Here is a 14351-nt window from a genome sequence, read left to right on the forward strand (position 1 = left end):
GTATCCGGCCCGAAGTGACGCTACGCGCGGGTGGGGACGCGCACGGTGACGAGGGGTCCGACGGCGTGATTTCGACGTCGGCTGCTAGCGGAGGACGGCAGCGAAGACGGTCTTCGAGACTCGAAGTCGTTATATGAGAAGTTGTTCAACTACTCAACCATGTCCGAGACAGACCGCCTCGAACGGCTCATCGCCGACGAGTGTGGGGAGTGTTGTGAGTCAGACGTCGCGGAGCGTCTCGAATCGCTTGAAGCGTATCGGGACGCGATTCCGGACGACGCCGGGACAGACCGGAGCGCACTGCAGACGCTGAGCAACGAGACGCGGTACGACATCGTGTACCTCCTGTCGGCGGCCGACCGGGAGCTCTGTGTCTGTGAGATCAACCCGCTCGTCGACGTGAGCGATAGCGCCATCAGCCACGCACTGTCGGACCTCCACGACGCGGGGCTGGTCACTCGCCGGAAGGACGGCACGTGGCGGTACTACGAGACGACCGACCGCGCAGCGGAACTCGTCGCGGCGCTCGATGCGACGCGGGGTGGTGAGTGATGGCCGAGACGCCGCTCAGGGTAGCGTTCGTCTGTGTCCAGAACGCCGGCCGGTCCCAGATGTCGGCCGCCTTCGCCGAGCGCGAGCGTGACCGCCGGCATCTCGACGGGCGGGTCGACGTACTCACCGGCGGGACCCACCCGGCCGACAACGTTCACGACGAGGTCGTCGCGGTCATGAAAGAGGAGGGGTTCGACCTCACCGACCGGACGCCGCGCGAGATTACGACCGCCGAACTGGAGTCGTGTGCGTACGTCGCGACCATGGGCTGCTCGACGCTCGAACTCGACGCGGACGCCTCGGCGGTGACAGTTCGGGACTGGGCACTCGACGACCCAGCGGGGCAAGATATGGACCGGGTCCGGGAGATCCGCGACGAGATACGGGCGCGGGTCGCCGCGTTGTTCGACGACATCGAGGCGGAGCTTCCGAGCGATGACTGACGAGTGTCACTGGGCGAGTACGGCGGCTATCGGGGTGAGATAACCGTGGCGCTCTCAGAGCTGTGGGCCGTCGAGATGCTTCTGGCGGCGTTCGCGGGCGGTGCCTTCGGGGCGGCGATCGGTGCCCTCCCGTCGTTCACGCTCGCGGGACTGCTGGTCGTCGTCGGTGAACTGTACAAACTCGTCGTCCGGACGACCGGTGCCGACGCTGTCGTCGACATCACGGGGACCATCGGCTTCGGCGTCGTGCTGGGTCCACACGTCGCGTTCGGTGGCGGGGCCGCGGCACTGGCCTACGCGACGAAACAGGGGTACCTCGACGGAGACTTCGAGTACCATCCGGCGAAAGACGTGGCCCGTGGTCTCGGGAGCAAGCCCGACGTACTGGCCGTCGGCGGCGTGTTCGGCGTCGTCGGGTACTGGATAGCGACAGTCTCCAGTTCCGTCTCGGTCCCCGTCGACCCCGTCGCACTCGGCGTCGTCGGTTCGGCGGTCGCACATCGCCTCGCGTTTGGGTACAGCCTCGTCGGTGCGGCCCCCTCCGAGTGGTTCGATATGCGGCCCGACGAACGGGGTCGCGGCACGGAGGACAGCGGCGGAGCCGTGACGGACGGCGGGACGGCGGCAGTCGAACCTTGGCTCCCCTATCAGTACCGCTGGAGCGACGTCGCGATGCTCGGGGCAGTCGTGGGCGTCCTCGGCGGCTACGTCGCGTACCTGACCGCGAGTCCGTTCCTCGCGTTCGGTATCAGCGTCGTCGCGCTGGTCTTTGTCAACGCCGATGTGGCGAACGTTCCGGTCACGCATCACATGTCGCTGCCGGCCAGTACCGCGGCGCTGGCACTGGTCGACGCCCCGGCGGCCCAGCTCACACCGGCGGTGGTAGCCGGGAGTGTGCCGCTCGGACTGGCGTTGTTGGTCGGGGCGGCTTTCGGCGTTCTCGGGTCGCTCCTCGGCGAAGTGGTGCAGCGAATCTTCTATGCCCACGCCGAAACGCACTTCGACCCGCCAGCGGCGAGCATCGTTCTCACGTCGCTCGTCGTTGCACTCCTCGCACTCCTCGGCGTGGTCGAGTCCCCAGTCTGGGTCCCGCTCCCCTGAGCGACGCGGCGGTGTCGGCCCGCCGGTCCGACCCCGGGCCGGTACGCGTTCGTGGCTCTCGTCGACCCGCGCGGACTCGGATTGCCCCGGTCATCGACGTCGAGCGGGACGTTCCGGTCGTGTCGAGATGAAAGACGTTTTCATTTTCCCATCGGAAGACGGACGGGATGTCGCACACTGCGACAGACCCGCCGTCGTTCGAGCGCGGGTCACTGGTCCCCGTCGTAACGTACCTCCTGACAATCGCTGTGCTGTCCGGATTCCTTCTCGTCTCCTCGGGGGAGTCACCGTCGCCCCTTCTGGGAATGGTCTGGGGGCTGTTCCTCGTCGCACTCGCCGTCGGCGCGTTCGTGGTCGAAGGGGTCTCCCCGCGCTCGCTCGTACCGCCCCTCCGTTCGGTTGCCCCGGTGTTCGCGCTCGTCGCGGCGTTTTGGGCGCTGTACAACCTCCTCGCGTTCGGGCTGGCTCTCGGCGGCGTTCCCGGCGTCACGACCACTCCGTCGAGGGTCACGGCGCACCCGTCCCTCTACCTCGCTGCCCTCGGGAGCGCTCTCCTGTTCACCGCGATTCCGGAGGAACTCGTCTTCCGCGGGTACCTCCAGTCGAAGGTCGGAGCGCTGGCCGAGAGCCGAACGCGTCGTTCGGTCGCGACCGGTATCGCGGTCGCGGCGGTCCTCTTCGCACTCTTTCACCTCCCACGGTGGTTTCTCGCGTCGGGCCACGGCGTCGGGTCGGCGCTCGCGGTCCGATTGCTCGGTCTGACGCTCATGGGGCTCACGTACGGGCTCGTGTACGCGCTGACGCGGAACCTGTTGCTGGTCGCCCTGTTCCACGCGACGATGAACCAGCCCCCGTTCTTGCTCACGGTACAGTTCCCAGCCGAGTTTCACCTCCTCGTCGGCCTCGTCGAGTACGCCGCGATGGTCGCTCTCGTCGTGGTCGCCGTGCGGTTGGGCGGGTCGACTGAGCTGACTGTGTCACGGGCCCGACACGCGCCGTCGTCCGCCACCGACGACTGAGCGCCGCGGGTGGCGGCATCGCCGTCGCCCACCCCTAGTTTTAGGCAATCCTAAATCATCTCAGTCTTCGTCCGAACGTGTTCGCACCCGTCGTCGGTCCCCGAGAACTGGGGCTGCCTACAAACCCGAGGACGGAGAACCGCCGCCTGTATGCAAGTCTCACGACAGACGCTTGCGAAACTGCTCGTCGCCGCGTTCGTCATCAACCTCGTGGTGATGGGCGCGGGCGCTGCGCTCGCCTACGAGAAGGCACCGCCCATTCCCGAGCGGATCGCCGGTCCCGACGGCGAGACTATCGCGACTGCTGCGGACGTACAGAACGGCAAAGAGACGTTCCAGAAAGACGGCCTGATGAACCACGGGTCGATACTGGGCAACGGCGCGTACTACGGCGTCGACTACACCGCCGACACGCTGGACCTGAAGGTCCAGTACATGCGCCAGTACCACGCCCGGGAGGAGTACGGCAGTGACTTCGACGCGCTCTCGGCCGAGCGACAGGCCGCCATCGAGACGCGCGTCGAACAGCGTCTCGACCGGCAGGGCTCGGGCGACGTGGTGGAGTACTCCGCCGCCGAGGTGTACGCCCACCAACAGATTCGCGAGGAGTACGTCGAGCGCTACCACGAGGGGAGCCACGAGCGTGGCGTCCCCGAAGGCATGATCGCCAGCGAGGACGCCGCCCGGGACTTCGCGGACTTCGCGCTCTGGACGGCGTGGTTCTCCCACGCCGACCGCCCGGCGGGTGACCACTCCTACACGAACGAGTGGCCCTACGCACCCGGTGCCGGTAACGACGCCACCGCCGCAGCCATGACGTGGAGCGTCGTCGCCATGGTGTTGCTCGTCGCCGGTGCGGGCGCGGCGGTGTGGCTCTACCGCAGCATCGACCTCCCCGAACCCGAAATCGAGGGCATCGACGTGCCCGCGCCCGACAACGTGGCGTTGTTCCCCGGCCAGCGGGCGGCCACGCGGTTCATCCCCATCGCGGCCGGGTTGTTCCTCGGGCAGGTCCTCCTCGGGGGCCTGCTCGCGCACTTCTACGTCGAGCGCGCCTCGTTCTTCGGGCTGGGCGAACTCGTCGGGGTGAACGTCCTCCAGTGGCTCCCCTTCGCCATCGCGAAGACGTGGCACATCGACATGGGTATCCTCTGGATAGCCACCCTGTGGCTCGGTGCCGGCCTGTTCCTCCCGCCGTTGCTGACCGGGCACGAACCCGACCGGCAGGGCACGCTGGTCAACGTCCTGCTGGGCGCGCTCGTGGTCGTCGTCGTCGGCGGCCTCGTCGGCATCTGGCTCGGCATGCAGGGCTTCTTCGAGGGTGACCTCTGGTGGTGGCTCGGCAACGAGGGGCTCGAGTACCTCGAAGTCGGCCGCGTCTGGCAACTCGGTCTGCTCGCGGGCTTCCTCATCTGGGCCGGCCTCGCCTACCGCGGCTTCAAGCCGCTGCTCGACGACGAACCGAAGTACGGCCTCTCGCATCTCATCCTCTACGCCGGTGGCTCTATCGCCCTGCTGTTCACCGCTGGCCTGCTGTATACCCCGAAGACCAACATGGCCGTCACGGAGTTCTGGCGCTGGTGGGTCGTCCACATGTGGGTCGAGGGGGCCTTCGAGTTCTTCATCGTCGCCATCGTCGGCATCACGCTGGTGTCGATGAACCTCCTGAAACGCCAGAGCGCCGCCAAGGCCGTGATGTTCGAGGCGCTGCTGGTGATGGGCACCGGCGTCATCGGCGTCTCCCACCACTACTGGTGGATCGGGATGCCCGACATCTGGGTGCCGCTGGGGAGTGCCTTCTCCACGCTGGAACTCGTCCCGCTGGTGTTCATCCTCTACGAGGCCATCAACGAGTACCGCGCGATGGCCACCGGCGGCGAGAGCTTCCCGTACACGATTCCGTTCATGTTCATCGTCGCCTCCGGCGTCTGGAACTTCGTCGGGGCCGGTGTGCTCGGGTTCTTCATCAACCTGCCGCTCATCAACTACTACGAGCACGGCACCTACCTCACCGTCGCCCACGCTCACGCGGCGATGTTCGGGGCCTTCGGCTTCCTCGCGCTGGGTATGGCGAGCTACATGCTCCGCATCAGCGTCGACCCGAGCGACTGGGACGGGTCGTGGCTTCGGGCCGCGTTCTGGTGCTGGAACGTCGGCCTCGCGCTGATGGTGCTGGTCTCGGTGACGCCCATCGGGTTCCTCCAGCTAGAGGTGGCCTTTACCGAGGGCTACGCCGCCGCCCGGAGCGTCGCGTTCTACGAACGCCCGCTGGTGCAACTGCTGTTCTGGGCGCGGATGCCCGGTGACGCACTCATCATCCTCGGGACGGTCATCTTCACCGCCGACGTGCTTCGCAAGCGGTTCTCCCTGCGGTCGGTGCTGGCCGACGACGACGACGCGCCGGTGTCGGACCCGGTCGTCTCCGACGACTGAGCGACCGCGAGCCGTCGGTTTTTCCACTCTTTCGAGAGACGGCGGCTCGATAGCGACGGGTCGTACCGAGAGTCGCTTTCTCGGACGTAAACTGGATGGGACTATATCGAATCCGGATGGGTTCGGTCCGGTTCCCACCCACTGGGAACACGCTCGACCCGTTTTTTGTCGGGCAGACAAGTGTCGCGTATGGGAGAACTCGACCACGAGGTGGACACCCCGCGCGGCGCGACCAGCCGCGAGTGGGAAGTATTCTGCCGGGAGGCGTCGGCGGACGCGCTCACGCACGTCGGGAGCGTCAGCGCCCCGTCGGCGGACATCGCCCGCGAGCAGGCGACACAACTGTTTGCCCACGCCGCCGAGGCGCTGTGGCTCTGTCCGGCCGACGAGACGGTCCGGGTGCAAGCGGAGTCGCTGGCGCTCGACCCAGCGGCGGACGGGACCGACGCGACGATGGACGCCGAGTCGATGCAGGCGGAGACCCTGCGAGGTGAGCGGGAGTGATCTCCGTCTCGAAACTGCTGACCGACCTCGACGCGGAGGGCGACGGCCTGCGTTATGACGCCGCCGAGGAGTCCACGAAGTCTCAGATCCGCGACGAGAAACAGCGCCGTCCGGTCGTCGTCTGGAACGTCACCAAGCAGTGTAACCTCTACTGCGATCACTGCTATGCCGCCGCCGACACCGACATCGCCGACGGCGAACTCACGACGGCGGAAGGAAAGGCCCTGTTAGACGACCTCGCCGACTACGGCGCGCCGGTGATTCTGTTCTCCGGGGGCGAACCGCTCGTCCGGCAGGACCTCGAAGAACTCGTCGCGTACGCGAACGAGGTCGGCGTCCGCCCCGTCCTCTCGACCAACGGCACCCTCATCACCGAGGAGCGAGCGGCGTCGCTGAAAGCGGCGGGGCTGAAGTACGCCGGCGTCTCCGTCGACGGCCTCCCCGAACGCAACGACGACTTCCGCGGGATGGAGGGGGCGTTCGACGGCGCCGTCCAGGGCATCCGGAACTGCCTCGACGCCGGCCTGAAGACGGGCCTTCGCTACACCATCACGGAGCGCAACGCGCCGGATCTGGAGGGCGTCGTGGACCTCCTGACCGACGTCGGCGTCGACCGCTTTTGCTTCTATCATCTGGACTACGGCGGCCGCGGCACCGAGATCGTCGACGCCGACCTCACCCCCGTCGAGCGCCGGGAGGCCGTCGAGCGGGTGTGTGACATGACCCGGGAGTACCACGACCGGGGCGAAGAGATAGAGACCCTGCTGGTCGGGAACTACGCCGACGCGGCCTACCTCGTCGAGTACGCCCGCGAGCACATGAGCGAAGCCCAAGCCCGCAGAGTGTACGAATACCTCCGGGTCAACGGTGGCGACCCGACTGGCGAACGCGTCGCCGACGTCGACTATCAGGGCAACGTCCACCTCACCCAGTTTTGGCAGGGCTACTCGCTGGGCAACGTCCGTGACCGCCCGTTCGGCGACATCTGGGAGGACGAGTCGAACCCGCTCGTCCGGGCACTCCGAGAGCGCGAGGACCGTCTCACGGGGAAGTGCGCGGACTGTCGGTACGCGGGAGTCTGTCGCGGCGGGTCGAGACTCCGGGCGCTCACCGTCGAAGACGACCTGTTCGCGCCGGACCCGCAGTGTTACCTCGACGACGACGAGATTCGTGGTCCGGAACCCTTCGCCGGCGGCGACGCGACGAGTCCGGCGGACTGAGCGCTTCGGGTCAGGGGTTGCCAGTGGTCGTCGAGGGACGTATCAAAGCCCTCCGCGTTGAGGCCACGGCCTCATTCTACTCCCCGCGGTACGTCCATATGCGACCGTCGACGACGGTCGCGGCGTATCGTGTCAGTGACTCCAGTCTCGTGGGAGTGAGCAGAACGGTTCGTTCGGGCCACGACCGCCCGTTGGACGCGGGCGGCCACTGCTCGTGTTCTCTTTCGGTGACATCACGCCCCGTGTACCGGGGCGCTTTTGGCCGGGCCACCTCTATGACCGCTCGTGCTGTCGGTCGAGCTTCACACGCACTCGGCGCTGTCCCACGACGGGCGCGACCCGGTCGAGCTACTGCTGGCACAGGCAGAAGCCGTCGGACTGGACGCGCTCGCAGTCACCGACCACGACGAACTGGACGCGAGTCTGGAGGCCGCCGACCTCGCGCCGGAGTACGGTCTCGTGGGCATCCCCGGGATGGAGGTGACCTGTGCGGCGGGGCACGTCCTCGCGCTGGGTATCGAGTCACCGATTCCGGCGGGCCTGTCCTTCGCCGAGACGCTCGACCGCATCCGCGACCAAGGGGGGCTGGCCGTCGTGCCCCACCCGTTTCAGGAGTCCCGTCACGGCGTCCTCGAACACATCTCGAAGGACGAACTCGCGACGGCGGACGCCATCGAAGTGTACAACTCCCGCTTGCTGACCGGCCGGTCGAACCGACAGGCAGAGCGGTTCGCCCGGCGGCGGGGGCTGCCGATGACCGCCGGGAGCGACGCCCACATCGCCGAGATGGTCGGGCAGGCCGTCACGAAGGTCGACACCGACGAGCGCTCCGTCGACGCCATCCTCGACGCCGTCGAGAAGGGACAGACGACCGTCGAGGGCGAGCGAACGCCGTGGCGCATCAGCTTCCGGCAGGCCGCCGGGGGCGCGAAGCGCCGCGTGAAGAGCCGACTCGGGAGCTTTCTGGACTAATGGAGGGCACAGACGAGGCAACCGTTCGCGCCGCCGTCGAGTCCGGTGACTCGCTCCCCGGTACCGCCGGCTTCGCGGGGCGACTCGACGACGCCCTCGTCAGGGACGTACTCGGGCGGTATCCGCTGTTCGTCGAGAGCGGCGCGGCCGGTGGTGCTGTCCCGGACGCCGACTGGAGCGCCGACCCCACCGAACTGGCCGACCCCGACCCGGTCCCGGCGGGCCACGTCCGCGACGCCGACGGGACGCGCGAGGTGTGGTCCCTGCCGGACCCGGACCCCTTTTCGAATCCCGAGACGGCCGTCGAGGCTGTCCGGGACGCCGTCGAGACGAGTATCGACGCCGTGGACGCGGACGGCCTCGCGATTGCCTTCTCGGGCGGGGTCGACTCCGCGCTACTGGCCGCTCGACTAGACGCGCCGCTGTACGTCGCCGGATTCCCCGACAGCCACGACGTCGAGGCGGCCCGGTCGGCGGCCGAGTTACTAGGGCGGGACCTGCGAGTGGTCGAGTTGACCCACGACGCCATCGAGCGGGCCGTCCCCGGAATCGTCGCCGCCACGGGCCGGACGAACGCCATGGCGGTCCAGATCGCGCTCCCGCTGTATCTGACCGCCGAACGAGTCGCTGCCGACGGGTTCGACCGACTCGCGCTCGGACAGGGCGCCGACGAACTGTTCGGCGGGTACGCCAAGGTGGCGAAAGCGCCCGAGGACCCGCGCGTCGACGCCGACACGGTACGTGGCGCCCAGCGAGAGGTGGTCGCGACGCTTCCGGACCAGCTATCTCGCGACGTGCTAACCCTCCGGGCCGCGGGCGTCGAACCGGTGACGCCGCTGCTCCACGACCGCGTCGTGTCGGCGGCCCTGCGACTGGACGACCGGATGCTCGTCGACGGGGAGACGCGCAAGTGGGCGCTCCGGCAGGCGGCACTCGGGTCGCTGCCCGCGGCCGTCGCGATGCGAGACAAGAAGGCCGCCCAGTACGGGTCGCTGGCCGCCCGGGAACTCGACCGACTGGCCCGACAGGCGGGCTATAAGCGCCGGATGGACGACCACGTCACCCAGTACGTCGAGTCGCTGGTCGAGTGATTACTCCGTCGGTGTGTCGCTCCCGGTGATGGCGACGGGGCGCTCGGAGTCGAGGATGACCGCTTGACTCACGCTCCCGAAGACGAACGCACCCAGCGGCGACCGCTTCCGACCCCCGAGGATAATCATGTCGACGTCGTATTCCTCGGCGATGCTCACTATCTGCTCTTCCGGCGCGCCGTAGGTGGTGACCGTCTCGACGGCGACGCCGGCATCACGCAACGCTTCGACCATCGTCTTTCCGGCGGGCGTCTGTTCGACGGTCGTCTTCTCGGCTGTCTCCTTGGTGTCGAAGACGTGCAGGACGACCGCCTCCACCTCCTCGTCCGCGTACGGCAGTGCCGTCGTCGCCGCCACCTGGGCGGTCGCTCGCTCCTCACTCGCGTCCACGGGAAGTAACACCTGATACATGCCCCCCGAGACGGGTCTTAGACCGATAGTTAGCGACTGCTTATCGTCTCGATGGCCTGCGTCCCGATCTCTACGACGTCCGCCGGAATCTCGTCGCGCCGGTCGGCGAGGTCCGCGGCCGTAAACCACGTCCAGTCGTCGGCCGGTTGCTCGCCGGGGTCGGGGTCGATGTCGCGGGACGGCGCGTCGCCATAGAAGATGAAGTCGACGTGCTGGTGGCCCACCTCACCGCGCTCGTGGACGTTGATGTCCTCCAAGAGGAAGTGCTGTGGCTGTGGAATCGAGCGGACCGTCTCGCTCTCGATGTCTTCCTGTGGGGCGACGAGGTCGACGGCCATGCCCAGTTCCTCGCGCGTCTCGCGCAGGGCGGCCTCGTGGGGGAGTTCGTCACGGTCGACGTGACCGCCGGCGGGGAGCCACATGTCGAGTTTGTCGTGTTCGTGCAGGGCGACGCTCCCCTCGCTGACGGCGTAGACGGTCGCGACGAAGTGGCGGGTCGTCTCCATACGGGTGGCGACGGGACAGGGGAAAGTCTACGTTACGAAGTTCAGGGGTGGACGCTGTCCTCGGCTTCCAGCAGTTCGTGATAGCGGTTGCGGATGGTGACCTCGGAGATGTTCGCGACTTCGCTGACCTCGCTCTGTGTGACCTTCTCGTTGGTCAGCAGCGAGGCGGCGTACACCGCGGCCGCGGCGAGACCGACGGGGGACTTCCCGGAGTGAACGCCTTCCTCTTTGGCGTTCTTCAGTAGTTGGCGGGCGCGGCGTTCGACCTCCTCGGAGAGGTCGAGGTCCGAGGCGAAGCGCGGGACGTAGCTCTCGGGGTCGGCGGGCTGGATTTCGAGGCTGAGTTCCCGGACGACGTAGCGGTAGGTGCGGGCGATCTCGTCTTTGTCGACCCGGGAGACGTTGGCGATCTCGTCGAGCGACCGCGGGGTGCCGGCCTGTCGGGCGGCGGCGTACAGCGACGAGGTCGAGACCCCCTCGATGGAGCGGCCGGGGAGCAGATCCTCGTCGAGCGCTCGGCGGTAGATGACAGAAGCCGTCTCGCGGACGTTCTCGGGGAGGCCGAGCGCGGAGGCCATCCGGTCGATCTCGCCGAGCGCCTGCTTGAGGTTGCGCTCTTTGGAGTCGCGGGTGCGGAACCGCTCGTTCCAGGTGCGCAGGCGCTGCATCTTCTCGCGCTGGCGCGAGGACAGGGAGTTGCCGTAGGCGTCCTTGTCCTGCCAACCGATGTTGGTCGACAGGCCCTTGTCGTGCATCATGTTCGTCGTCGGCGCGCCGACGCGGGACTTCTGGTCTTTCTCCTTCGAGTCGAACGCACGCCACTCGGGGCCGGGGTCTATCTCGTCTTCCTCGACGACAAGCCCACAGTCCTCACAGACGGTTTCGCCGCGCTCGCTGTCGGAGAGCAGAGAGCCACCACACTCGGGACAGACGAGTCCCTCGTCTGCCTCCTCTGTTGTCTCGTCGACGTCGGTTTCGTTTTCATTCGTGTATCGGCGGATGGTGGTATCGGTCATTGGTAGCGAACTGACGGGTCTGGGTACCCGAAAAACGTCTCTTGTACCCTTTTGTTGTGGCCGGAGCAACTTAAAACCTTTCCCGATTCACAAACATAGCGTTTGCCTTTCGTAAAACTCCGTTGGTAGTTTTTGCCGAAATACTTCCACTGCGAGAACTGCCCCCAACAGTTTGGCCCCCCGTTTCGAAACGCTTACCGCCGGTCCGATACTCCGCCCGGACATGAGCGACAACGCCGTCGACCCGAGCGAGGTACGTCACATCGCCGACCTCGCCCGTATCGACCTCGACGACGACGAGGTCGAACGGTTCACCGAGCAGTTCGGCGAGATTCTGGCCGCGTTCGAGGCGCTGGACGAGGTGCCCGAGACCGAGCGCGAGGCAGACCTCGCGAACGTCATGCGACCCGACGAGGTCCGAGAGGGCCTGCGTCAGGAGGAAGCGCTCCAGAACGCCCCCGAGACGGAGGCCGGGCAGTTCAAAGGGCCGAAGGTGTCGTGAGATGACCGACTACAACGGCTACATCGCCACGGAGACCATCGAGGGCGCCGACGACGGCCCCCTCGCCGGCCGCACCGTCGCCGTCAAGGACAACATCTCGACCGAGGACGTCCAGACCACCTGCGGCTCCGCGATGCTGGAGGGGTACGTCCCGCCGTACGACGCGACGGTCGTCGCGCGTCTGAAAGAGGCCGGTGCGACCATCCCCGGGAAGACCAACATGGACGAGTTCGGGATGGGGACGACCACCGAAACGTCGGCCTACGGCCCCGTCGAGAACCCCGTCGCCGAGGGGCGGGTCCCCGGTGGCTCCTCCGGTGGCTCGGCGGCCGTCGTCGCGGCGGGCGACGCCGACATGGCACTGGGAAGCGACACCGGTGGCTCGATTCGCTGTCCGGCCGCCTTCTGTGGTGTGGTCGGTATCAAGCCGACCTACGGCCTCGTCTCTCGGTACGGCCTCGTCGCCTACGCGAACAGCCTCGAACAGATCGGGCCGATCGCCCCATCCGTCTCCGAGGCCGCGGAACTGCTGGAGGTCATCGCCGGTCCCGACGAGCGTGACGGGACGACGCGAGACGCCAGCGAGGCGGTCGAGGGCTACGACTTCGCCGACGCCGCCGACGGCGACGTCGACGGCCTCTCTATCGGTGTCCCGACCGAACTCCTCGACGGCGCCGACGAACAGGTCGTCGAGACGTTCTGGACGGCGTTGGACGACCTCGAAGCGCAGGGCGCGACTTACCACGAGGTCGACCTCCCGAGCGTCGAACACGCCGTTGAGGCGTACTACGTCATCGCGATGTCCGAGGCGTCCTCGAACCTCGCCCGCTTCGACGGCGTCCGCTACGGCCAGTCCGGCGGCTACGAGGGCAACTGGAACGAGTCCTTCGCCAATTCGCGCGAGGAAGGCTTCGGCGAGGAGGTCAAGCGCCGCGTCCTGCTGGGCACGTACGCCCTCTCGGCGGGCTACCACGACAAGTACTACAAGAAGGCTCAGGACGCCCGTGCGTGGGTCAAGCAGGACTTCGACGAGGCGCTCTCGGAGGCCGACGTGCTGGCGTCGCCGACGATGCCGGTGCCGCCGATGAAGCGCGGCGAGAGCCTGGACGACCCGCTGACGATGTATCTGGCCGACGCCAACACGACCCCGGTGAACCTCGCGAACCTCCCGGCCATCTCGGTGCCCGCCGGCGAGACGGACGAGGGCCTCCCCGTCGGCCTGCAACTCGTCGGGCCGGCCTTCGGCGAACGGACGATTATCCGGGCCGGCAGCGCGCTGGCCTGATACTGGTGGCTGTAACAAACTGAAGTAATTCGCCACCCCGAGGTGGCGAATATCTTTACGAACTTACAGCCACCAGTATGAGAACCCGTGCCGAGACACCGGCATAGCGCCGGTCGATGTCCCACCCCGTCACGCTTTTTATACGTCGTGTCGAAATGCGAACGATAGTGCCTGCCACCCACTCCACCCTCCGCCTGCGGCTGGCTGCCCTCCTGCTCGGCCTCGTCGCTTTCGACGTGGTCGCCGTGGTCACGGCATACGTGTTGGTCCACATCGCCTACGGCCTGCTGCCGATGTTTGGCCTCCCGGTCGGCGCGTCCTTCTGGACCCAGGGGTTCCATCTCGTCTCGCTCCGGCCCGCGGTACTGGCCGGAACGCCGCTCGTGTTGGCCTTCCAGTTCGTGTTCGGCTATCGGGTCACGCTACGGGAGGCCACCGACGGCCCGGACCTGCCCGAGGCGTCCGAGCCAGAGACCACCAGAGAGCGCTTCACCGCCATCAAACACGAGCGGACGGCGACACAGCTCCGCGAACGGGTCACGCGGCTGGCCCAGACGGTGGACATGTCGACACCCGACGTGCGTGTCATCGACTCGACGACACCGAACAGCTACGCCGCGAGCCGGCCCGGCGAGCGGACGCTGTTCGTCACAACGGCGCTCGTCGACCAACTCGACGGCGACGAACTGGACGCCGTGCTCGCCCACGAACTCGCCCATCTGAAAAACGGCGACTCGTTCGTGATGACGGCGGCGGCGTTCCTACCGATCGTCAGCGCACGCGCCACACGGTGGCTCCGAACGACGCTCGAAACCTCGGTGTACACCCACTGGTTCTTCGACGGCGAGACCAGCAGAAACGCCATTAGCGCTGCCTATTTCTACCTCCCGCTGGTCGCGTTCGCGTTCCTCGCGATGCCGTTCACGGCGGCGCTGTATCTCGCCAGTACGGCTTGCTACCGGCTCTTGTCCAGAGTCCGGGAGTACGCCGCCGACGCCGGCGGTGCCGCCATCTGTGGCTCCCCGGCGGCGCTCGCCAGCGCACTTGAGACGGTGACGGACGACCGGCGTCCGGACGCGGACATTCGGACCGCCGAGACGGGCGTTCGGGAGCTGTGCGTGGTACCGTACACGATTACGGACGAGACGCCCGACCCGCCGGCGGGGCGGGCCGAACGGATCGCCCATCGGTGGCACACCGTCACAGAGCAGATACTGCCCGGGTCCCATCCAGACGTTGACGACCGCATTGCCGCCTTACGGGGGCGACAGTCCGACCTCGACCAGCGCAGCTAGT

General features: G+C 67.3%; 15 protein-coding genes. 12 read left to right on the forward strand and 3 right to left on the reverse strand.

Translation table 11 applies throughout. The annotated features are described in order from the left end of the window. Nucleotides 1–159 precede the first annotated feature (159 nt). The 9 genes from NDI85_RS19290 to NDI85_RS19330 all read left to right on the forward strand — a co-directional run bounded on the left by NDI85_RS19290 (nucleotide 160) and on the right by NDI85_RS19330 (nucleotide 9335). Complete coding sequence (locus tag NDI85_RS19290) at nucleotides 160–552, forward strand: metalloregulator ArsR/SmtB family transcription factor (protein WP_188997992.1); 393 nt, start codon at nucleotides 160–162, stop codon at nucleotides 550–552. Next, the gene (locus NDI85_RS19295; RefSeq protein WP_310916684.1) at nucleotides 552–995 is read left to right on the forward strand and encodes a low molecular weight phosphatase family protein; all 444 of its coding nucleotides are present in this window, start codon (nucleotides 552–554) and stop codon (nucleotides 993–995) included. The genes NDI85_RS19290 and NDI85_RS19295 overlap by 1 nt, the downstream gene beginning before the upstream one ends. 45 nt (nucleotides 996–1040) lie before the next feature. Next, a complete protein-coding gene (locus NDI85_RS19300; protein ID WP_396275599.1) occupies nucleotides 1041–2096 on the forward strand; it encodes a hypothetical protein in 1056 nt (351 codons plus the stop codon). Nucleotides 2097–2263: 167 nt separating this feature from the next. After that, nucleotides 2264–3115, forward strand: a complete 852-nt coding sequence (locus NDI85_RS19305; RefSeq protein WP_310916686.1) for a CPBP family intramembrane glutamic endopeptidase — start codon at nucleotides 2264–2266, stop codon at nucleotides 3113–3115. 150 nt (nucleotides 3116–3265) lie between these two features. Further along, on the forward strand, nucleotides 3266–5548 hold the full coding sequence (locus NDI85_RS19310; protein WP_310916687.1) for a cbb3-type cytochrome c oxidase subunit I: 2283 nt from the start codon (nucleotides 3266–3268) through the stop codon (nucleotides 5546–5548). Nucleotides 5549–5737: 189 nt separating this feature from the next. After that, the gene (locus tag NDI85_RS19315; protein WP_310916688.1) at nucleotides 5738–6052 is read left to right on the forward strand and encodes an Htur_1727 family rSAM-partnered candidate RiPP; all 315 of its coding nucleotides are present in this window, start codon (nucleotides 5738–5740) and stop codon (nucleotides 6050–6052) included. Next, the gene (locus NDI85_RS19320; protein ID WP_188997974.1) at nucleotides 6049–7272 is read left to right on the forward strand and encodes a TIGR04347 family pseudo-SAM/SPASM protein; all 1224 of its coding nucleotides are present in this window, start codon (nucleotides 6049–6051) and stop codon (nucleotides 7270–7272) included. Before NDI85_RS19315 ends, NDI85_RS19320 begins: the two co-directional genes overlap by 4 nt. 285 nt (nucleotides 7273–7557) lie before the next feature. Next, the gene (locus tag NDI85_RS19325; RefSeq protein WP_310916689.1) at nucleotides 7558–8244 is read left to right on the forward strand and encodes a PHP domain-containing protein; all 687 of its coding nucleotides are present in this window, start codon (nucleotides 7558–7560) and stop codon (nucleotides 8242–8244) included. Further along, nucleotides 8244–9335 carry an asparagine synthase-related protein gene (locus NDI85_RS19330; RefSeq protein ID WP_310916690.1) on the forward strand — a complete coding sequence of 364 codons (1092 nt, stop codon included), beginning with the start codon at nucleotides 8244–8246 and terminating at the stop codon, nucleotides 9333–9335. The genes NDI85_RS19325 and NDI85_RS19330 overlap by 1 nt, the downstream gene beginning before the upstream one ends. Here the strand turns inward: NDI85_RS19330 and NDI85_RS19335 are convergent, their stop codons facing one another. The 3 genes from NDI85_RS19335 to NDI85_RS19345 are packed head-to-tail and all read right to left on the reverse strand — an operon-like array spanning nucleotide 9336 to nucleotide 11268. Beyond that, on the reverse strand, nucleotides 9336–9725 hold the full coding sequence (locus NDI85_RS19335) for a universal stress protein (protein WP_396275598.1): 390 nt from the start codon (nucleotides 9723–9725) through the stop codon (nucleotides 9336–9338). 50 nt (nucleotides 9726–9775) lie between these two features. Continuing rightward, nucleotides 9776–10252: an NUDIX domain-containing protein gene (locus tag NDI85_RS19340; RefSeq protein ID WP_310916691.1), complete on the reverse strand. Its 477-nt coding sequence runs from the start codon at nucleotides 10250–10252 to the stop codon at nucleotides 9776–9778. Between the two features lie 41 nt (nucleotides 10253–10293). Next, nucleotides 10294–11268: a transcription initiation factor IIB family protein gene (locus NDI85_RS19345; RefSeq protein WP_166971101.1), complete on the reverse strand. Its 975-nt coding sequence runs from the start codon at nucleotides 11266–11268 to the stop codon at nucleotides 10294–10296. 223 nt (nucleotides 11269–11491) lie between these two features. On the opposite strand from NDI85_RS19345, the gene gatC reads away from it, so the two are divergent. From gatC to NDI85_RS19360, 3 genes are all read left to right on the forward strand, one after another. Continuing rightward, a complete protein-coding gene (gatC, locus tag NDI85_RS19350) occupies nucleotides 11492–11770 on the forward strand; it encodes an Asp-tRNA(Asn)/Glu-tRNA(Gln) amidotransferase subunit GatC (RefSeq protein ID WP_188997960.1) in 279 nt (92 codons plus the stop codon). A gap of 1 nt (nucleotide 11771) precedes the next feature. Next, nucleotides 11772–13055, forward strand: a complete 1284-nt coding sequence (gatA, locus tag NDI85_RS19355) for an Asp-tRNA(Asn)/Glu-tRNA(Gln) amidotransferase subunit GatA (RefSeq protein WP_310916692.1) — start codon at nucleotides 11772–11774, stop codon at nucleotides 13053–13055. Nucleotides 13056–13210: 155 nt separating this feature from the next. Continuing rightward, the gene (locus NDI85_RS19360; RefSeq protein WP_229783150.1) at nucleotides 13211–14350 is read left to right on the forward strand and encodes a M48 family metallopeptidase; all 1140 of its coding nucleotides are present in this window, start codon (nucleotides 13211–13213) and stop codon (nucleotides 14348–14350) included. Nucleotide 14351: the final 1 nt, after the last annotated feature.

It is taken from the genome of Haloarcula sp. S1AR25-4, from assembly GCF_031624555.1.
GTDB lineage: Archaea > Halobacteriota > Halobacteria > Halobacteriales > Haloarculaceae > Haloarcula > Haloarcula pellucida.